This window comes from Duganella paludis (assembly GCF_054461335.1).
This window is the reverse complement of record NZ_CM136922.1, coordinates 3,419,834-3,440,192: the sequence shown is the minus strand read 5'-3', so window position 1 is coordinate 3,440,192 and position 20,359 is coordinate 3,419,834. Positions and strand designations below refer to the sequence as shown.

Genomic DNA, 20,359 nt, shown 5'->3' with positions numbered 1-20,359 from the left:
CTAAATTGTTCTTCTATAGTAACGCCAAACCCGGATTAAACGACTAGACTGGGACGCAGCCGCACCAGATTCCAACACTTCTTCAACTACTTTAAATTTAAAATATATTTTAATTTGCATTCTAATTTGCAACAAATATTGCACCGCCCCGTGTGAAAACGTTTACACTTCGAAATTCGTTTTGTACGGCCGTTTACATAGCGGGATTTTAAATACAACATTGTCCGTTCGGCCAACCGCACTCCTAAACCACTGAGTCATGAGCAACGCATTCCTAGAACATCGCGCCAAATACCGCGAAGCCGTTTCACGCCGCTACGGCGTGTCCCCAGAACTGTACGATGAAGCATCGCGCCTGCTGGCGCCGCTGGCCGCGCCCTTCAGCATGCGCAAGGGCGAGTACATGCAGCGCATCGGCACGCCGGCGCAATATGTGCACTGGCTGCACAGCGGCGTGGCGCGCACCGGGTTCATCACCGAAGCCGGCAACGAAGTCACGCTGCACTTCCAGACCGACGGCGAGCCGGTGGCCGCGCACGACGACCTGCTGCGTTCGCGCGACGCCCATCCGGCGCTGAACTTCGTGGTGGCCGAGACCGCCATCCACGGCTACCGCCTGGACTGGGCCGAAGTCAATGCGCTGTATGCGCAGCACAGCCACCTGCGCGACTACTACCTGGCGGCCGCCCAGCGCAGCATCATCGACCAGAGCCGCCGCCTGTACCTGAACGCCTCGCCGGCGCAAGGCCGCCTGAACGCCTTCCGCCGCGAGTACCCGGGGCTGGAGCAGCGCATCTCGCAGAAAGTGGTGGCGTCCTTCCTCGGCATTACGCCGCAGTACATGTCGCAGCTGCTGCGCCAGGACGGCAGCAAATAAAGTCATGGACGTAAAAAAAGACGCCTGCGGCGTCTTTTTTTGTCCGGCATGCATTACTTCTTCATGCTGGTGATCTTGTTGTTGGCGTCGACGAAGGCGACCTTCGGCACATAGGTCTCGATTTCCTGGTCGGTCATCGGGCCGTAGGTGCAGATGATCAGCAGGTCGCCCAGCTGCGCCTTGCGGGCGGCGGCGCCGTTGAGCGAAATCTCGCCGCTGCCGCGCTTGCCTGGGATGGCGTAGGTGGCAAAGCGTTCGCCGTTGTTCACGTTATACAGCTCGATCTGCTCGTTGACCTTGATGTCGACCGCTTCCAGCAGGTCGACGTCGATGCCGCACGAACCTTCATAGTGCAGGTCGGCCTGGGTCACCGTCACGCGGTGCAGCTTGGAGCGCAGCATAATACGTTGCATAGTCTAGTTCATCCTCGATAGTAATCATTCAAACTTTGCATCCTGTCCACGCAAAGGCAGCGACGCGAGGCGGGCATTGTATCACCAGCCCCCCATTCCAGCCCGCTTTGTGGCATATTGCCTCTAGTAAAATCCCTCGACTATCGCCATGAAACTCTCGCGCTTGCTGACGCTGTCCACCGCCGTGCTGGCGGTGCTGGTGTGCGGCATGCTGGGCCGCATCACGCGCGACGCCTGGATCCACTACGACGATGCCGGCACCGGCCTGCGAGCGCTGCGCCTGAACCAGCGCGCCATGGTGGCGGCCGAAAAGCTGTCGGCGGAACGTGGCCCGTCCAACGCCGTGCTGGGTGACCGCCAGCCGGGCGACCCGGCGCGTCGCACGCAACTGACGCAGGCGCGCGCCGCCACCGACCTGGCGCTGTGGCAGCTGGCGCGCGAACTGCAGGTCGATGAAGGCGCGCCGCACACGGCGCAATCGGCGCCGCCGGTGAATATCGCGCCGCTGCGCCGGGCCCTGGCCGCCGCCCGATCCACGGTCGACCGGCTGGCCGCGCTGGCGCCGGGCGAGCGCCAACCGGCGCCGCTGAACGGCGCGGTCGAGCAGATGTTCGCGCTGGTGCCGCAGACGCTGGACGCGGCCAGCGGCTACACGCTGGCGTCCGAGCGCGCCTACCCGCGCATCGCGCGCACGCTGATCAAGGCACGCCATGCGGTGGAACTGCGCGAGTACGCTGGCCGCCTCGGCTCCGTGCTGACGGTGGCGCTGGCCACCGGCCTGCCGCTGAACGACGCGCAGTACGAGCAGTTGCAGATCCTGCGCGGACGCATCGTCCAGCTACGCCAGCAGATCGACGCAGCGGACGACGGCCAGACCGCCGGACTGTCCAAGGCCATCGCCGGCATGGATCAGATGTACTTCGGCGCCGGCCAGCGGCTGGTGGCGCAGGTCGAACAAGCCAGCCGGGCCAAACGCAGCTACGGCATGGACACCGGCCAGTTCGCGCAGCGCTATGTGCCGACCATGGCGCCGATATTGGCCCTGCGCGATGAACTGCTGCGCAAAGCGCAGGCGCAGGCGGAGTCCGACCACGTTCACGCGCGGCGGGAACTGCTGATCGTCGGCCTGTCCGGCGTGGCGATCCTGCTGGCGCTGACGCTGTTGCTGTTGATCGTGCGGCGGCGCGTGATCGTGCCGCTGCTGCGCGCCACGCGCGCAGTGATCCGGCTGGGTGATGGCGACTATACGCGCGATGTGCGCGACGGCGGTGAAGGCGGCGTGCCGCGCGGCGACGAAATCGGCGACATGCTGCGCGCCCTGTCCACCCTGCGCACCAACAGCATCGAGCGCCAGCAGCTGGAGCTGGAACGCAAGCGGCTGATCGAAGAACTGCGCAAGCGCGCCGACACCGACTACCTGACGGGCATCCTGAACCGGCGTGCCTTCACCCAGGCCGGCAACCGACGGATACGCGGCGCGCATGAGCGCAATGAATCGCTGTCGGTGCTGTTGTTCGACATCGACCACTTCAAGTCGGTCAACGACACGCACGGCCACGAGACCGGGGACCAGGTGCTGGTAAAGGTGGTGGCGGTGGTGCGCGAGCAGCTGCGCGATGGCGAGATCGTGGCGCGCCACGGCGGCGAGGAGTTTGTCATCATGCCGTCGCACTGCACGCAGGAGCAGGCGTGGCTGCTGGCGGAGCGGCTGCGCGGCGCCATCGCCGGCACGCCGCTGACGCTGGCCGATGGCCAGCTGCTGCACGTGACGGCCAGCTTCGGCGTGGCCAGCGCCACCGGCCCGCAAGCGGCGCTCGACCACCTGCTGCATGCGGCCGACCTGGCGCTCTACCGCGCCAAACGCAAAGGCCGCAACCGCGTGGAGAGCGCCTAACTTCGGGGTCAGTTCCGACATTCGGACACGAGCCCAACCGTAGCGGCGGCTACGGTTGGGCTCGTGTCCGAATGTCGGAACTGACCCCGAAGTTGTTACTTCACAGGCGTGAAGCTGAGGTCGCGGAAGTCGTAGCTGAAGTCGGTTTCGGTGGACACCGGCGCCATCTTCATGCGCTCGATGCTGCCGTCCGGATTCAAGGAGAAGGTGACGTAGGCGTCGGCGTTGAAGTTGCGTTCCTTCCAGCGCACGATGAAGGTGTCGTGCTGGAAGTGCTCCAGCTCTCCACTCAGGTCCGGCGTGCGCTCGAAGCGCAGGATGCGCTTGCCGCCCTCCTCGCGGATGCTGGCCTTGCCGTACCACGCGTCCTCGTACTCGCCGTCATACGACGCCAGCGGCAGCGAAGGCTTGGAGCCGGCCGCGCGCGAAGTGTGCGCCTTGCCCTGGCGCTCCAGCTCCTCATTGTGCATGGCCGCTTCCTGCTCCGCGTACAGCGTGATCCAGTCGCTCGGCGCCACCTTCAGGTACTGGTCCAGGATGCGGTAATACAGCGCGGCCATGGCCGGGCTGTTCTCGGCGTTGGTCAGGATGGCGATGCCCAGCTTCTCTTCCGGCACCATCAGCACCGTCGAATAAAAACCCTGCAGCGCGCCGCCGTGCATGGCAAGCTTGCGGCCCTTGTAGTCGCGCAGCTGGAAGCCCAGCCCATAGGCGTAGAAGTTCGGCTTGGTGGCCGCCAGCGCCGGCTTGGGTTCGCGGATGCGCATCGGCGTCTGCTCGGTCCACATCTCGGCCGCCTGCTTGGCGCTGAACAGCTGCGCGCCGTTGTCCATCTTGCCTTGGTTGAGCAGCACCGTCATCCAGCGCGCGATGTCCTCGGCGTTGGTGTTGATGCCCACCGCGCCCGCCGCATTCGGCACCGGCATCGGCTTGACCACGGCGATGCGGTCGTTGATCTTGCTGTGCGGCGCCGAGTAGTCGCTGGTGGCCAGCATCTCGGCCACGCTGGTCTTGGTGCCGGTCATGCCAAGCGGCGTGAGGATGCGCTCCTGCATCGCCTCGCCCCACGGCTTGCCGGCCTTTTCCGCGATGATCTTGCCGGCCACGATGTAGAGCAGGTTGTCGTAGGCGTAGCTGGCTCGGAAGCTGGTCGCCGGTTTCACGTGGCGCAAGCGGGCGATGATGTCTTCGGTGCTGAAGGTGGTGCTCGGCCACCACAGCAAGTCGCCGGCGCCGAGACCCAGGCCGCTGCGGTGCGTCAGCAGGTCGCGCACGGTCATCTGGCCGGTGACGTAGGAGTCGTACATCTGGAAGCCCGGCAGGTGCTTGGTGACCGGGTCGTCCCAGGCCAGCTTGCCTTCGTCGACCAGCATGGCCAGGCCGGCGGCCGTGAAGGCCTTGGAGTTGGAGGCGATTTCAAACAGCGTCTTGCCGTCCACCGGCGCCGGGTCGCCCAGCTTGCGCACGCCGTAGCCCTTGGCCGCGACCACCTTGCCGTCCTTGACGATGGCGATCGCCATGCCCGGCACGTCGAAAGTTTTCAGTGCGCGGTTGACGTCCGCGTCGAGATTGAATGCGGGTGCCGTGGCGGCATTGGCCGGCGCAACAAAAACAGCCAGCGTCAGGGCGCCGGCTGCAACGGTACAGTACAGGTTCATGGTTTTTTAAAGGCTTTGTCTACGGCGGCTTGCGTCAACGGGTGATAGTGCGAACGGGTCTTGGCGTACAGCGATTTCGCCCAATCCTTCTCGTTCGGGTTTTTCAGCAGGGCGCTGTACAGCGGCACCACGAACAGCTTGCGGCCCACGCTGGTGAGGAATTTACCCACCGGCTCGCGCACGTTGTAGCCGGCCTTGATCGAGGAACGGTAGAAGCGGAAGGCGATTTCATTGTTGCCGCTCTTGCCCAGCGCGAAGGCCTGGTCCAGCTCCTGCATCTGCGCGGCGCTGGCCTTGCCGTCGATGTCGTTCAGGAAGTGCATCCACTCCAGCGCGATCCAATTCTTGCCGTTCAGTTCCGCCGTCGGCAGTTCGCCTTTCAGCCATGCGCTGCGCTGCGCGTCCAATGCGGCCAGGCGCGGCGAGGCCGCGCGCTTGGCGCTGGCCGGAATGCCGGCGCTGTACAGCCATTCGTCGAGCTCCGAGGCGGCCATGTATTCCGGATGGGCGTCGAGCAGGTTCTTCTTCAGGTAGTCCACGAATTCGTCGGTGGTGGCCGACTTGAAGGCGTGCGACTCGAACCAGCCGCGCAGGAAGGAATCGAACACCTCGCGGCCGGCGCGCTGTTCCAGCGTGCGCAGGAACCAGGCGCCCTTCGGATAAATCAGGCTGCCGTCCGAGTACGCCGACGGGTCGTTGTCGGCGCCGCGCGTGGCCAGTACCTGCTTGGCCGCCGGGATGGTGGTCAGCGACACCAGCGCTTCTTCCTGCTCGACCTGCAGGTTCATCTCGGCCACTTCTTCGCCGTACAGCTTTTCGACGATGCGGGTGGTCACGTAGGTGGTGAAGCCTTCGTTGAGCCACATGTACTTCCACGAGGCGTTGGTCACCAGGTTGCCGGACCACGAGTGCGCCAGTTCATGCGCGATCAGGTCGACCAGGCTGCGGTCGCCGGCGATCATGGTCGGCGTGAGGAAGGTCAGGCGCGGGTTCTCCATGCCGCCGTACGGGAAGGACGGCGGCAGCACGATCATGTCGTACCTGTCCCAGCGATACGGGCCATACAGGCCTTCGGCGGCGTTGATCATTTTTTCGGTGTCGGCCAGCTCGTAGGCGGCCGCTTCGATGCGCGCCGGTTCGGCGTAGACGGCCGAACGCGGACCGAGGTTGCGCACTTCGATTTCGCCGATGGCGATGGCCAGCAGGTAGGACGGAATCGGCTGCGTCATCTTGAATTTCCAGCCGCCGGCGCCGGTGGCCTTCTGGTCGTTCTCGGCGCTCATCAGCACGCGTAGGCCGGCCGGCGCGTCGACCCGGGCGCTGTAGGTGAAGCGCACCGCCGGCGTGTCCTGCACCGGCGCCCACGAACGGGCGTTGATGTCCTGCGACTGGCTGAACATGAACGGACGCTTGCCGGACATGGTCTGCTCGGGCGCCATCCATTGCAGCGCGGCGGCCGACGGCGCGGTGCGGTAGTAGACGCGCACCTTCTGCGACTGGAACGGCAGGGAGATGCGCAGCGCGCGGCCCTTTTCCACGTTTTTCACATCCAACTTGTCGAGCATGAAAGAGACGGCGCTCCAGCGACCGTTCGGGTTCAGCACCTGCACCTTGGCGATGTTCAGTTCATTCGTATCCAGCACCAGCGTGCGGGCGGACTTGTCGATCCAGTTCAGCGTCAGTTCGGCGTAGCCGGACAGGATCTTCTGGCCGAAGTCCGCCTTCAGGTCGAGGTGCAGGTCGGTGGTGCGCACCTGGTCGTAGCGGGCGTAGCTCAGCGGATCGGCGTGCGCGGCGAGCGCCATGCATGCGGACAGCACCAGCGCGGATATGGTCTTCTTGATCATGTAGTACTTTCAATATTTGTATGAAGCGCGGAGCAGAATACCATAGGCATGTTTCCGGCATGTGTTAAGATATCGCCCGTAATTGGGGAGTAGTCGGCTTGCGCCTCCCCGGCGCAAGAACCTGTGTCAACATAATCGGTCCGCAGACCGTGGTGCAGGTGGCTTAAGGGCTTGACGAGACCATGATCGATGCGCGGCCGGAAGGGCCGGTGCCGCGCTTCGTTCATTGGTTTTTCGTATCCGGCCCACTCACCACCTACATACCATGGAAGCTTTCCTCGTCTCTACCGGCATCGTCGCCCTCGCTGAAATCGGCGACAAAACCCAGCTGCTCGCCTTCGTTCTCGCCGCCCGGTTCCGCCGTCCCCTGCCCATCGTTGCCGGCATCTTCGTCGCCACCATCGCCAACCACGCGTTTGCCGCCGCCATCGGCGCCTGGATCACCAGCCTGATGGGGCCTGAGCTGCTGCGTTGGGTGCTGGGCGGATCGTTCCTGGCCATGGCGGCGTGGACCCTGGTGCCCGATAAACTGGACGAGGAAGACACGCAACTGGCGCGCTACGGCGTGTTCCTCACCACACTGATCGCCTTCTTCATCGCCGAGATGGGCGACAAGACGCAGGTCGCCACCGTGGCGCTGGCGGCGCGCTACCACGGCATCGTCGCCGTGGTAGCCGGCACCACGCTGGGCATGATGCTGGCCAACGTCCCGGCGGTCTACTTCGGCGACAAGATCGCCAACCGCGTCTCGCTCAAGCTGGTGCACGGCATCGCCGCGCTGATCTTCGCGGCGCTGGGCGTGGCGACGCTGTTAGGCGCCGGCGCCTCCCTGGGCGTCTGACGTCGCCGAAGCAGGCAACAGCAGCTCCACCTGGCGCGTGCCGCCGCCGTCGACCAGCTCAATCATCTGGTCATGCTGCGGCACGCCGTCCACCGTCAGCGACGGCGTGGCGCGGGCCTGCTTCACCACCCGGATCACGTATGACGTACTCAGATAGCGGTACGTCAGCGTGAAGGTGGTCCAGCCCTGCGGCATGCGCGGCTCGAGCCGCAGATGATGCGCCGTGCGCGTGAGGCCCAGCAGCGACTCGATGATCAAGCGGTACATCCAGCCCGAAGACCCGGTGTACCAGCTCCAGCCGCCGCGCCCCACGTGCGGCGCCACCGCATAGACGTCGGCCGTCACCACATACGGTTCCACCTTGTACACCGCCGTACCCTCGGCGGTGCGGCCGTGCATGACCGGATTGATCATGCGCGCCAGCTCCCATGCGCGTTCGGTGTCGCCGAGGCGGGCGAAGGCCATGGCGGTCCAGATGGCGGCGTGGGTGTACTGCCCGCCGTTCTCGCGCACGCCCGGCACGTAGCCACGGATGTAGCCAGGATTCGGGCCGGCCTTGTCGAACGGTGGATCGAGCAATTGGATGATGCCCGAATCGCGCCGCACCAGGCGCTGGTTGACCTGCTCCATGGCGCCGCGCACCCGCACCGGATCGGCGGAGCCGGACAGCACGCCCCAGCTCTGCGAAATCGAATCGATCTGGCATTCCTCGTTGGTGTGCGAACCGAGCGGCGTACCGTCGTCGAAGTAGGCGCGGCGATACCATTCGCCGTCCCACGCATTCTGCTCGACGTTGGCGGCGATACGGAGCGCCTGCTCGCGGCACTCGGCCGCGAACTCGCCGTCCTGGCGCAGGTCGGCCACCTCGGCGAAGCGCTTGAGCACCTCGCACAGGAAGAAGGCCAGCCACACGCTCTCGCCCTTGCCATGCTCGCCCACCTTGTCCATGCCGTCGTTCCAGTCGCAGGAACCGATCAGCGGCAAGCCGTGCTGGCCGAAGCGCAGGCCGTTGCGGATGGCGCGCACGCAGTGGTCGTACAGCGAACCCTGCTCGCCCGAGCGCGCCGGCATGTCGTAGTAGGAATCCTCTTCCGGCTTGACCGCGCGGCCCTCCAGGTAATGCGCGGTGTCGTCGAGCACACTCATGTCGCCGGTGGTGGAGACATACCGCCAGGCGCCCAGCGGCAGCCACAGATAATCGTCCGAGCAGTGCGTGCGCACGCCGCGATCCGACGGCGGATGCCACCAGTGCTGTACGTCGCCTTCCAGGAACTGGTGGGCGGCGCACAGCATCAGCTGGTCGCGCAGCAGTTGCGGCTGGGTGTGCACGGTGGCCATCGCATCCTGCAGCTGGTCGCGGAAGCCGAAGGCGCCGCCGGACTGGTAGTAGCCGCTGCGCGCCCAGATGCGGCAGGCGATGGTCTGGTACATCAGCCAGCCGTTGGCGATGACATCAAGCTCCGGTTCCGGCGTTTCGATGCGCACCGCGTTCAGGGTCTGGTCCCACTGCGCGTGCACGGCGGCCAGCGCTTCCTGCGCCGCGCCGGCGGTGCGGTATTTCTGTACCAGGCTGCTGGCGTCGGCATTGCGGCGACCGCCCACGCCCAGCACGAACACGATCTCGCGTTCCTGGCCCGGCAGCAGTTCGAACGGCGCCTGGATCGCGGCGCAGGCGTCGAGGCCCGCGCCGTTCTTTCCGGACAGGCGGGTGCGGCGCAGCGCAGCGGGCGACGCCAGCGCACCGTTGCGGCCGACGAACTCGGTGCGGTCGCCGCTGACGGTGCGCACCGCCGCGTCGCAATTGAAGAAGGCCACGCGGCCGCTGAACTCCGTGTTGTAGGCGTTCTTGGCGAACAGCGCGCCGCTGACCGGATCGGCCTCGGTGATGATGTGCATGCCAGACTTGGAACGCATGTCGCCCAGTACCCACTCCACATAGCCGAACACCGAGAGGCGGCGCGCCACCTCCGAGTCGTTGCGGACCTTGATCACGGTGTACTTGATCGGCGCGTCGACCGCGACGAAGGTGGTCATCTCGCTGTGGATGCCGGCCTCCATGTGCTCGAACACGCTGTAGCCGAAGCCGTGGCGCGTGATGTACTCGCCGCTGCCGCGCGCCGGCAAGGCGGTCGGCGACCAGAACTGGCCGCTCTGCTCATCGCGCAGATAGAAGGCTTCGCCGCTGGCGTCGCTGACCGGGTCGTTGTGCCACGGCGTGAGGCGGTATTCGTGGGCGTTCTCGTGCCAGGTGTAGGCCTGGCCGCTTTCCGAGATCACCGTGCCGAACTGCGGATTGGCCAGCACGTTGGACCACGGCGCCGGCGTGCGCTGGGTGTCGCTGGTGGTGATGACGTATTCGCGGCCATCCGGCGTGAAGCCGCCGATGCCGTTTTCCAGCACCAGGCCGCGCGCCGGATGCGTGACCGGACCGGCCTTGTCGTACTCGCCGCGGCTGTCGGCGATCAGCGGCGGCATGCGCATGGCCGGCGCGGCCGGACGCTTGATCTGCTCGGCCAACGTGCCGCGCGCATCGCTGATGATGACGCGCGCCACCGATTGCAGCAGCACCCGGTCCTCGTTGGCGATCTGGTCGGCCAGGCGCACGAAGATGCCGCCCGGCCGGTCGATCGCCTGAGCGTCGATGCCGGAGGCGATCAGGCCCATGATCTGGTCGTGCAGCGCCTGGCGGTAGCCCGACAGATCCTCGTACCAGATCACCAGGTCCACCACCAGCCCTTTCAGGCGCCAGTAGGCGTGCGCCTGCACCATCTGGCGCGCCAGTTCGATGTTCTCCGGGTCCTTGATCTGCAACAGCACGATCGGCAGGTCGCCGGAAATGGCGTAGGCCCACAGGCCGGACTGGCCGCGCTGGTTCTTGATCAGCGTGCCGGCGTCGGCGCGCAGCGCGGCGTTCGGGTAGATCACCGAGTTGGCCAGGCGGCCGTACAGCTGGCCGTCGGCTTCGCTGGCGTTCAGTTGGCGCAGCACGACCTGGCTGTGGGTCCATGCCAGTTCGAACACGCGGTCGGCCAGGTGGCGGTCCTGGTATTTGTCGATCAGGTGCAGCGCCGCTTCGCGCTGCTCGGTCATGCCGGTGACGATATCGACCGTCGCAAACTGGTCCGGCTGCAGCGTGATGGTGTAGCGGATCGCCACCACCGGATCGAGCACCGAGCCTTCGGCGCCGCTCAGCGGCCCCGGATCCAGCATGGCGCTCGGCGCGGCGGCCGTGTTGCCGCGGCCGATGAAGCGCGAGCGGTCGGTTTCGAACGACACCTTGCTGACCGGCGCATCGTGCACCATCATCGAGTGCATCAGCCACGGCATGACCTCGTTCTGGCCGCGCGGACGGCGCGTGCACAGGATGGCGTTTTCGTCGCGCAGGATTTCGGTTTGCACGAACAGCTTGCTGAACGCCGGATGGGCGTTGTCGGCGGCGGCCGGCGCCATCACCACTTCAGCGAAGCTGGTCACCTCGATGGTGCGCACGCGGTCGCTCTTGTTGGTGATGCGGGTGCGGCGCAGTTCGATATCGTCCTCGGGCGAGACCACGATTTCCGTGTACAGGTCGATATTGCGGTCGGAGCGGCGGAACTCGGCACGGCCTTCCGAGAAGACCACTTCGAACTTGCGCGGCTCGGCCAGCGTCGGCTGGTAGGTGGTGGACCAGAACTCGCCGTCCTCGACGTCGCGCACGTAGCAGAAGTTGCCGTAGTTGTCGCGCGTGCTGTCCTCGCGCCAGCGGGTGACCGCCAGGTCGCGCCAGCGGCTGTAGCTGCCGCCGGCGTTGGTGACCATCACGTGATAACGGCCGTTGGACAGCAGCTGCGTTTCCGGCACCGGCGTCGAATGCTGGGTCAGTATGCGCATCGGCATCGACTGGTCGGGCGCGGTGGTGCGGATCGCCGCCAGCTCGGTGGTGTTGGAGTAGAAGGCGCCGGCCTGCGGGCTGCGTTCCTGCAGCACCAGCAAGGTCGATTGCAGCAGCGGGTCGGACTCGAAGCGACGCTGCATCGGCCGATCGTGCAGCAGGTAGCTCAGCGACAGCAGGCCCATGCCCTGGTGGTGGACCATGAAGGAACGGATCACCGCATGGCTTTGGCCGCGCGGCAGGCGCGAGGTGGTGTAGTCGACCGCCTCGTAGAAACCGTAGCGGCCCATGAAGCCCAACTCCGCCATCTTCTGCAGGTTGGCGCAGGACGCTTCCGGCTGCACCATCAGGCCCATCATGCTGGCGTATGGGGCGATCACCAGATCGTCGGCCAAGCCGCGCTTCAGGCCCAGGCCAGGCACGCCGAAGGCGCGGTACTGGTAATTGAGGCTGGCGTCCACCGTGTTGTAGCCGGATTCGGAAATCCCCCACGGCACGTTGCGGCGCTTGCCGTAGTCGATCTGCGCGTCGATCACCGACGAGTAGGTCTGATCCAGCAGCGTGCTCGGATAGTTGGGCATGACCAGCAGCGGCATCAGGTACTCGAACATCGATCCGCTCCACGACAGCAGCACCGGCTTGCCGGAGACGATGCACAGCTGGCGGCCCAGCGCGAACCAGTGCTCCTGCGGCAGTTGGCCCTGGGCGATGGCGACGAAGCTGGCCAGCCGCACTTCCGATGCCAGCAGGTCGTAATAGCTGGCGTCCAGGCGGCGGTCGGTGACGTTGTAGCCGATCGCCAGCAGGTTGGTGACCGGGTTGTAGAGGAAACCGTACTCCATCTGGGCGAAGGCGCCGCAGCGCTGCGCCAGATCGGCCAAGGCACGCATGCGTTCGTGCGCGGCGGTGCTGCCCTGCTCGACCAGCTGCGCCAGCTGCTGCTGGCGTTCGCGTTCGGCCGGCGCCAGGTCGCTGGCGGCCACCGAGGCGGTGGCGCTGCGGGCCAGGCCGGCCAGCTCGCGCAGGGTCGGCATGCGCATCATGCTGGTGTCCAGCACCACGTCGGCCGACAGCGCGGCCCACGGCAAGAACGCGGCCATCTCGTCCAGCGCGGCGCGGCATTGGGTCGACAGCGAGGTGCACCACGAGGTGCCGGCGTCGCTGTGGGCGGCCGCCTGCGGCTGCAGCGCCTCGGCGGCTTCTGCCACGCGCAGCAGCCAGGCATGCAGCTGCTGCAGGCTGCTGGTATCGGGCGCCGGCGTCAGCAAGGTCAGCAGGTTGGCGACTTCGATGGTGTCGTTGTCGGCGCCGGCGGCCAGCGTCTCGCGCAGCACGCGGGCGGTGGTGGCGACGCCTTCGACGATCTGCGGGCCGAGCACCGGCGCGTCATACAGGCCGGTCAGGCCGGGCTGCAAGGTCAGCAGGTGGCCGGCCAGGTTGCCGCTGTCGACGGTCGAGATGTAGACCGGATGCAGCGGCTTCAGGGTCAGCGTGTCGTACCAGTTGTAGAAGTGGCCGTGGTGGCGCTCCAGCTGGTCCATGCTGTCGAGCGTGTGGGCGGTGCGCGCCATCATCTGCGCCACGGTGATGTAGCCGAAATCGCAGGCCGTCAGGTTGGCCAGCAGCGCCATGCCGATATTGGTCGGCGAGGTGCGGTGCGCCACCACCTGCACCGGGTGCTCCTGCATATTATCGGGCGGCAGCCAGTTGTCTTCCGGGCCGACGAAGTGGTCGAAATAGGCCCAGGTCCGTCGTGCCAGGTTGTGCAGGAAGGTGTGCTGGTCCGGCGTCAGCTGCGCGTCCTTGCGCGCGATCGGACGGCTGATCCAGTCGGCCACCGCCGGCGCCACCAGCCAGGCCAGCAGGAACAGCGCGGCCGGCGGCAAGCTGCCCGGACGCCAGCCCAGCAAGGCGCCGCCGACGAACAGCGCCAGCACCGGCGAGATCCACATGGTGCGCCAGGTGCTGGCGGCGCCGTCGGCCTGGCGCGCCAGTGCCGAGGCGCGCCATTCCAGCAGATGGCGATGCGACACCAGCGAGCGCCACAGGCTGCGCAGGATGGCGTCCATGCTGAACCAGGCTTCGTACGGCAGGAACACCAGCATCAGGATGGCGTGCGAGAAGTGCAGGCCGCCGCGCCGCAGCGAGGCGCGCACGTGCTGGCTCCACAAGGTGTCGCGCGGACGGCGGCACAAATCGTACACCAGGCTAACCAGCGGCGGCAGGAAGATCACCGCCAGCACGGCGCCGGTCCACATCCAGGGATCTGGCAGCCAGCGCCACGCGGTGATCAGCGACAGCACCAGCGCCGGCGCGGTCAGGCTGCGGCGCAGGTTGTCGAACAGCTTCCAGCGCGACAGCAGCGACAGGGGATTTTTTTCACGCTTGCCGCCGTGGCCGGGCACGCGCCCGGCCAGCCAGCCGATCAGCTGCCAGTCGCCGCGGATCCAGCGCTGGCGGCGGCCGACGTCTTCGCTGTAGCGTGCCGGATAGGCTTCGTACAGCTGGCCGTCGCTCAGCAGGCCGGCGCGCAGGTAGCAGCCTTCCAGCAGGTCGTGGCTGAGGATTTTGTTTTCGGGCAAGCGTCCGCCCAGCACTTGCTCGAAGACGTCGACATCGTAGATGCCCTTGCCGATGAAGGAGCCTTCGAAGAACACGTCTTGGTAGACGTCGGACACGGTGCGGGTGTAGGGGTCGATGCCCGGCTCGCCGCCGCACAGCTTCTCGTAGCGCGAGGCGTTCTCGCTCGGCAGCGCCACCGCGACGCGCGGCTGCAGGATGCCGTAGCCTTCGACCACGCGGCCACGCGCCACGTCCACGCGGGCGCGGTTGAGCGGGTGCTGCATGGTGGCGACGAATTGCGCGGCGGCGTCGCGCGGCAATTGGGTGTCGGTGTCGAGCGTGATGACGTAGCGGATGCTTTCCAGCTCGCTGGTGTCGCCCACCACCACCGAGAATTTGTCGCGGGCGCCGCCGCGCAGGTAGCGGTTGAGATCTTCCAGCTTGCCGCGTTTGCGTTCATAGCCCATCCACACGCCTTCCTGCGGATTCCACAGGCGCGGACGGTGCAGCAGCAGGAACGGCGACTGCGGCTGGGTGTCGGCGTATTTATGGTTCAGGTGCGTGACCTTGTGCTTCATGTGCTCGACCAGCGCATCGTCGGTCGGCAGCTTCTCGGCGCGGGCGTCGGAGAAGTCGGTCAGCAGGCAGAACATCAGGTTGGGGTCGCGGTTGGCGAGGAAGCGCACTTCCATCTGCTCGAACAGGTCGTCGATGTTTTCCTTGCTGTAGACCAGCGTCGGCACCACCACCATGGTGCGCGCGTCGGCCGGTATGCCTTCCTTGAAGTCCATGCGCGGCAAAGGCTTGGGGATGGTGACCAGGGTGGCGAACCAGTTCACCAGGCTGAGCGCCAACTGACTGCTGCCCAGCAGCGCCAGCAGGCCCAGCGCGATCAGCACGAAGCCGTGCGTGCCGTCGTTGACCGCACGCTCCATCAGCAGCGCGGTGGCCACCAGCGAGATGGCGGCGATGGCGCCGAGGTAGGACGTCAGCGGCGACGCGCGCGAGGTCTGTTGCAGCGCCTCCAGCCACGGCCGGCGCATGCCGGTCTGTTTTTCCAGCAGCGGCAAGCCGCCGCCGATCAGGTAGAAGCCGACGTGGCCGTGGCGGGCATCGCCCTCGCCGTGGTTGTTGAGCGCCAGCTGCAAGGCTTGCTGCGCCACTTCCACTTCCGAAAAGCGCGAGCGCTTGGCGATCTTCTCGATCGCATGGCGGTACTGGTCGCGCGTGGCGAATTCCATTTTGCCGTAGACGTCGGCGGGGTCCTGGCGCAGGGTCTGTTCGACCACGCTCATGGTCTCGACGAACTCCTGCCAATCCATGGTGCCGAGGAAGCGCAGGCTGCCGATGCTGTTGGCGATGGAGACCTGTTCCGCCGCCTGCTGCTGAATCTCGGCCTGGATCTGCTGCTCGATGGTCTGGCCGCTTTCGGCCAGGCGGTGGGTGATCCAGGTCAGCGCCATGGTCAGCGACGGGCTTTGTCCCTGCAGGCGGCGCGCCAGTTCGGCCACGAAGGCGCTGGTGATGGGCGGGTTGGAACGGGCCATGTCGGCCACCATCAGAATCAGGCCGCTCGGATTTTTATCGGCCACCTCGGTCATCTGGTCGGCCCAGGTGGTGGCGAGATCGCGCTGGATGCGGTTCTCGGCCACGCGCGCGGCGACGCGGCGCAGGTTTTCAATCAGGGCCAGGCGCAGCATGATGGGAATCGCCCACAACTCGCCCAGCTTGAGCGTGGCCACTTCCTGGTAGGCGTCGACGAAACGGCACAGCGATTCGGGATCGACCCGGCCATCGCCGTGCGAGATGATTTCCAATGCGATCTTGTAGACGCGCGGGCAGCCGTCCGGCGCGCCCTTGCCCAGGCGCGGCAGCTCCTTGCTGTAGTCCTTCGGCAGGTGGCGGCGGGCGATGCGGATCTGCTCTTCGATCAGGTAGAAATTATCGAGCAGCCATTCCGAAGCCGGCGTGATCTGGCGGCCGGCCTTGGCGGCGGCGGTCAGCGCATCGCAGGTGGCGTCGATGACGGCAGCGTTTTCGGACAGGCGCGACAGCAGGCGGTCGCGCGAGCTGCGCTTGCTCAGCTCATGATGCTTGGCGAGTGTTTTGCCGTGCGCCGCCATTTGGGCTGCGCTGAATAGCTCCGCCCGCAAGGGCAGGTCTTCATCGTCTTCGTCGGAGAGTGACGCGCCGGTGGGAGATTCTCGAAAGCCCAGGGATAACTCGGGCAGCAGGGGATTGGACTTGTTCAACTTGGACCTCGCTCGGCGTCTGCGAATGGAAAATTATGGGCCAAGCAATGGTACGGTGGCGCACGGATCGGCACTGTACGGTGGCGTACACAACCGGGACGCGAGAAAAGGAAAGCGGCGACGCGTCGTTCCCGCGCAAGCGGGAACCCATGCTGCGCATCAGAACATGCGGCCTATGGATTCCCCCATGCGCGGGAACGACGTTTTCGGCAACATTACGCGGCGAGGGCCAATCCGCCGCTGAGGCTGTAAGCCTGCTGATAGCCTAGCCGGCGCAGGCACTGCGCGGCCTTCATGCTGCGGTTGCCGCTGCGGCAGAAGAACACCAGCGGCGTCTGCTCCGCATGCAGCCACTCGCTGGCGTGTTCGGCCAGGCGGCTTAACGGTACGCTCAACGCCGCGCGGCCGTCCGCAGCCGTCACCGATGCCAATGGCGCGACGGTGGCCGCGAATTCGTAAGCCTCGCGCACATCGACCAAGCGCGCGTTCGGATGGGCTTGCAGGAAGGCCGACAGCGCGTCGCTGTTGAGTTGCGCGTCGGCAGCGATGGTTGCCACCGGCTCAGCAATGGTGCAGAACTGGTTGAGTTCATCGCGGGTGGGACAGAGCAGCGTTTGTGCACTGCTGACCGCGCGCAGCGTCTGCCACGCCGGGCGCGCGCTGAACGCGAAGCGCACCGCCGCCGCCGGCAGCGACTGCCGCTGCGACTGCGTTTGCGGCGTGCCGAGCAGATAGGCGCGCAGCTCATCGCCGGCGCCGCAGTGCACGCAAGCCAGCACTTGCGCGCCGAGCGCGATGGCGTCCGCACGCGCGCCGTTGTCGAGCGTGACACCGCCGGCGTTCTGCGGCCAGCCGTACTCGTCCACGTCCAGGTGGCGGTTGAAGTGACGGCCCAGTGCTTCTATCAGCATCACCCGGCCGGCGTTGGGCAAGGTGCTGACGATGGCTTGCACCTGGTAGTTCTGGCAGCGCACATAGGCTTCGATGCGGGCCACGTGGTCCGGCAAGGGATCGATGACGATGCAGCTGCGGCTGGCGGCGTCCAGCACCATCCAGCTGCAGGCGCCCTCCACGCCCAGCTGCAGCAGGCCGTCGTGCGGCACGGCCGTGCGTTCGGAAGGAATCAGGCAACTGGAGCGCAGCGCGACGCCGCAGTGTTCGATGCGGGCGCAGGCGGCGGCGATGGTGGCCTCATCGACCAGCGGGCCGAAGGACATGCGGATGGCGCCGGCGCTGCGCCACAGCGGCAAGCCCATGGCGTCCAGCACATAGCTCGGCGCGGCCTTGGCCGACGAGCAGGCGCTGCCGGCGCTGACGCGTACTTCGGCGGCGTCGAACACATCCATCAGCTCGCGGCTGGAAAGGCCGGGCACGGAAAAATTCAGCGTGGTCGGCAAGGCCTTGTCGAAGGGATTGTTGAACACCACGCCGGGCAAGGCCGCGCGCAGGCTGTCGGCCAGGCGCGCGCGGAAACCGTACAGCTCGCCCGCCGTGCGGAAGGTGTCGCCACGCTCCAGCGCGGACAGCACGGCGCCGAACGCGGCGATGCCGGCCATGTTCTCGGTGCCCGAGCGCTGGCCGCCCTCCTGGCCGCCGCCCATGATCAGCGGCGTGAACGGCGCCCCGGCGCGCACGTACAACATGCCCACGCCCTTGGGCGCGTACAGCTTGTGGCCGGAGAACGGCGCGTAGTCGATGCGGGTGGACGACAGGTCCAGCTGCAGCTTGCCCAGCGCCTGCACGCAATCGACCATCCACAGCGCGGCGCTGCCGGTGTCCGCCAGCACGGCGGCGATGCCGTCCAGGTCGCTGACCACGCCGGTTTCATTATTGGCCGCCATGGTGCAGACCATGGCCGCCTGCGGTGCGACCTCGCGCAACGCTGCCAGGTTGTGGACGCCCTCCTGGTCGACCGGCAGCTTGTGCAGGGTCAGGTTCAGGCCCAGCAGGCGGTTCCAGTGCGCCAGGCTTTCCGGCACGGCCTTGTGCTCGGTCGCGCCATAGACCAGCAGCGTGCCGATGGCGGCACCGGCGTCGCGCCGTTCGCGCAGGCTCACCAGGGCCGACAGCACGGAGGTCTGGATGCCTTCGGTGGCGCCGCTGTTGAACATCAGGCGGCCGCCGCCGACGCCGAGCAGGCGCACGGCGCAGGCACGCGCCTCGTCCAGGATGGCCCTGGCTTTCAAACCGGTGGCGTGGGTGCTGCTGGGATTGCCGTAACGCTGGGCCATGGCGTCGATGGCCGCAGCCAGCGCGGCGGGGAGCACAACGCTGGTGGCGTTGCTGTCGAGATAGATTTCAGTAGTCATCCGTATAGCTTACGCACTGGAACTGAAATAGTCGTGCTAAAGTTTCGCCCTAGAGCACTATTTGTAGATGCTTTATGCCATCAAATACGGATTAACAGCATGAACCAACTTGACCGCTACGATTACGCCATCCTGGACGCCCTGCAACGCGACGGTACGCTGTCCGTCGCCCAGCTGAGCGAGCAGATCGGCCTGTCCTCCACGCCCTGCTGGAAACGCCTGCGGAGGCTGGAAGAGGAAGGCTATATCGAGAACCGCGTCGCCATCATCAACCGCCGCAAGGTGGGCTTGCCGGTGACGGTATTCGTCAGCATCCGCATCAACCAGCACGACGAAGCGTGGTTCGCCCGCTTTGCCGACGCCGTGGCGGCGCTGCCCGAAGTCCAGGAATTCCACCGCATGAGCGGCGACGTCGATTACCTGTTAAAGGTGGTTACCATCGATATCGAAGGTTATGACCGATTTTACAAGAAATTGATCAAATCCGTGCAGCTCAACGGCGTTTCCTCGGCGTTCTCGATGGAACAGATCAAAATCACAACGTCCTTGCCGCTGGGACTGGTGTCGCACCAATAAATGCGATAATGCATCTTTTAAATACTTGATTAAGACCATGCGCGCCTTCTTTGCCAGCTGGCTGCCCAGCGCCGCCACCGCCAACCGCCGCGAACAGTTGCGCGCCGCCATAGGCGCGCTGCTTGGCATCATGCTCACCGCCCTGCTCAGCCAGGCGCTACTGCAATCGACCCACGCCGCCATCTTCCTGGTGGCGCCGATCGGCGCCTCTTCCGTGCTGCTGTTCGCGCTGCCGGCCAGCCCGCTGGCGCAGCCGTGGTCCGCCATCGGCGGCAACGTCATTAGCGGTCTGGTGGGCGTGGCGTGCGTGCGCTGGCTCGGCGACAGCCTGCCGCTGCCGCTGCTGGCCGGACTGGCCTGCGGCGCGGCGATTGCCGCCATGTTCACCATGCGCTGCCTGCATCCGCCCGGCGGCGCGGTGGCGCTGACCACGGTGATCGGCGGCACGGCGGTGCATACGGCCGGCTTCGAATTCGTGCTGATGACGGTGCTGGCCGACAGCGTGCTGCTGGTGCTGATGGCCATCACCTACAACAACCTGACCGGGCGCAGCTATCCGCATGTGCAGCAGAACGCGCACGCCAATCCGCACGCCACCAAAGATACCGTGCCGACGGTGCGGCTGGGTTTCAAGCCGGAAGACCTGGACGCCGTGCTGCAGCAGCACAACCAGGTGCTCGACATCAGCCGCGACGACCTGGAATCGCTGTTCATGCAAACCGAACAGCGGGCCTACCAGCGCCGCTTCGGCATCATCGACTGCGCCGGCATCATGTCGCGCGATATCGTGAGCGCCGAGTTCGGCACGGGACTGGAACAGGCGTGGCAGCAGATGCGCGCGCACAAGATCGCCGCGCTGCCGGTGCTGAACCGCGCGCGGCGCGTGATCGGCATCGTCACTCAGACCGATTTCCTCGAGCATGGCGGGCTGGACGACTACCGCAGCATCCGCCAGCAACTGCGGCGCTTCCTGCGCAAGAGCGGCGTCAGCCACACGGAAAAAGCGGAGGTGGTGGGTCAGATCATGACCCAGCATCCGACCACCGCGCGGATCGACACGCCGATCGTGGATCTGGTGCCGCTGATGGCGGACTCGGGCTTTCACCACATCCCCATCGTCGACCATGAGCAGCGATTTGTCGGCATCGTCACGCAATCGGACCTGGTGGCGGCGCTGTACGAAAGCCGCTTCGCGGAAGCGGCCGCCTAGGATGTCCTGATACAAAATTTGTTCCGCGCGTGAGCGCTGATGGCTTATG

Annotated in this window: 10 protein-coding genes and 1 riboswitch; of the genes, 5 read left to right on the top strand and 5 right to left on the bottom strand. The window is 66.1% G+C overall.

Annotation, left to right across the window (positions count from 1 at the left end; genetic code table 11):
* The first annotated feature begins 259 nt into the window (after positions 1–259).
* Positions 260–877 carry a Crp/Fnr family transcriptional regulator gene (locus ACXZ1M_RS15290; RefSeq protein ID WP_459048548.1) on the top strand — a complete coding sequence of 206 codons (618 nt, stop codon included), beginning with the start codon at positions 260–262 and terminating at the stop codon, positions 875–877.
* 53 nt (positions 878–930) lie between these two features.
* Here ACXZ1M_RS15290 and panD read toward each other — a convergent pair whose 3' ends face one another.
* Positions 931–1,290 carry an aspartate 1-decarboxylase gene (panD, locus tag ACXZ1M_RS15285; RefSeq protein ID WP_373990078.1) on the bottom strand — a complete coding sequence of 120 codons (360 nt, stop codon included), beginning with the start codon at positions 1,288–1,290 and terminating at the stop codon, positions 931–933.
* Between the two features lie 148 nt (positions 1,291–1,438).
* Between panD and ACXZ1M_RS15280 the strand changes: the two genes are divergently transcribed.
* A complete protein-coding gene (locus ACXZ1M_RS15280) occupies positions 1,439–3,184 on the top strand; it encodes a diguanylate cyclase (protein WP_459048547.1) in 1,746 nt (581 codons plus the stop codon).
* Positions 3,185–3,279: 95 nt separating this feature from the next.
* On the opposite strand, the gene ACXZ1M_RS15275 is transcribed toward ACXZ1M_RS15280, so the two are convergent.
* Both ACXZ1M_RS15275 and ACXZ1M_RS15270 read right to left on the bottom strand, forming a co-directional pair.
* Positions 3,280–4,842 carry a serine hydrolase gene (locus ACXZ1M_RS15275; RefSeq protein ID WP_459048546.1) on the bottom strand — a complete coding sequence of 521 codons (1,563 nt, stop codon included), beginning with the start codon at positions 4,840–4,842 and terminating at the stop codon, positions 3,280–3,282.
* Positions 4,839–6,689: a M1 family metallopeptidase gene (locus tag ACXZ1M_RS15270; RefSeq protein ID WP_459048545.1), complete on the bottom strand. Its 1,851-nt coding sequence runs from the start codon at positions 6,687–6,689 to the stop codon at positions 4,839–4,841. The genes ACXZ1M_RS15275 and ACXZ1M_RS15270 overlap by 4 nt, the downstream gene beginning before the upstream one ends.
* 72 nt (positions 6,690–6,761) lie before the next feature.
* A riboswitch (yybP-ykoY riboswitch) is annotated at positions 6,762–6,940 on the top strand.
* A 14-nt stretch (positions 6,941–6,954) separates the two neighbouring features.
* Here ACXZ1M_RS15270 and ACXZ1M_RS15265 point away from each other — a divergent pair.
* Positions 6,955–7,530: a TMEM165/GDT1 family protein gene (locus ACXZ1M_RS15265; protein WP_459048544.1), complete on the top strand. Its 576-nt coding sequence runs from the start codon at positions 6,955–6,957 to the stop codon at positions 7,528–7,530.
* Here ACXZ1M_RS15265 and ACXZ1M_RS15260 read toward each other — a convergent pair.
* Together ACXZ1M_RS15260 and ACXZ1M_RS15255 are read right to left on the bottom strand one after the other, a co-directional pair.
* On the bottom strand, positions 7,501–16,215 hold the full coding sequence (locus ACXZ1M_RS15260) for a GH36-type glycosyl hydrolase domain-containing protein (protein WP_459048543.1): 8,715 nt from the start codon (positions 16,213–16,215) through the stop codon (positions 7,501–7,503). The genes ACXZ1M_RS15265 and ACXZ1M_RS15260 overlap by 30 nt on opposite strands.
* A 215-nt stretch (positions 16,216–16,430) precedes the next feature.
* The gene (locus ACXZ1M_RS15255) at positions 16,431–18,524 is read right to left on the bottom strand and encodes an aminotransferase class V-fold PLP-dependent enzyme (RefSeq protein WP_459048542.1); all 2,094 of its coding nucleotides are present in this window, start codon (positions 18,522–18,524) and stop codon (positions 16,431–16,433) included.
* 99 nt (positions 18,525–18,623) lie between these two features.
* On the opposite strand from ACXZ1M_RS15255, the gene ACXZ1M_RS15250 reads away from it, so the two are divergent.
* Together ACXZ1M_RS15250 and ACXZ1M_RS15245 are read left to right on the top strand one after the other, a co-directional pair.
* Positions 18,624–19,100 carry an Lrp/AsnC family transcriptional regulator gene (locus ACXZ1M_RS15250; RefSeq protein WP_459048541.1) on the top strand — a complete coding sequence of 159 codons (477 nt, stop codon included), beginning with the start codon at positions 18,624–18,626 and terminating at the stop codon, positions 19,098–19,100.
* Positions 19,101–19,137: 37 nt separating this feature from the next.
* Entirely contained in the window at positions 19,138–20,310 is a 1,173-nt protein-coding gene (locus ACXZ1M_RS15245; protein ID WP_459048540.1) for an HPP family protein, read from the top strand.
* The last annotated feature ends 49 nt before the right edge of the window (positions 20,311–20,359 follow it).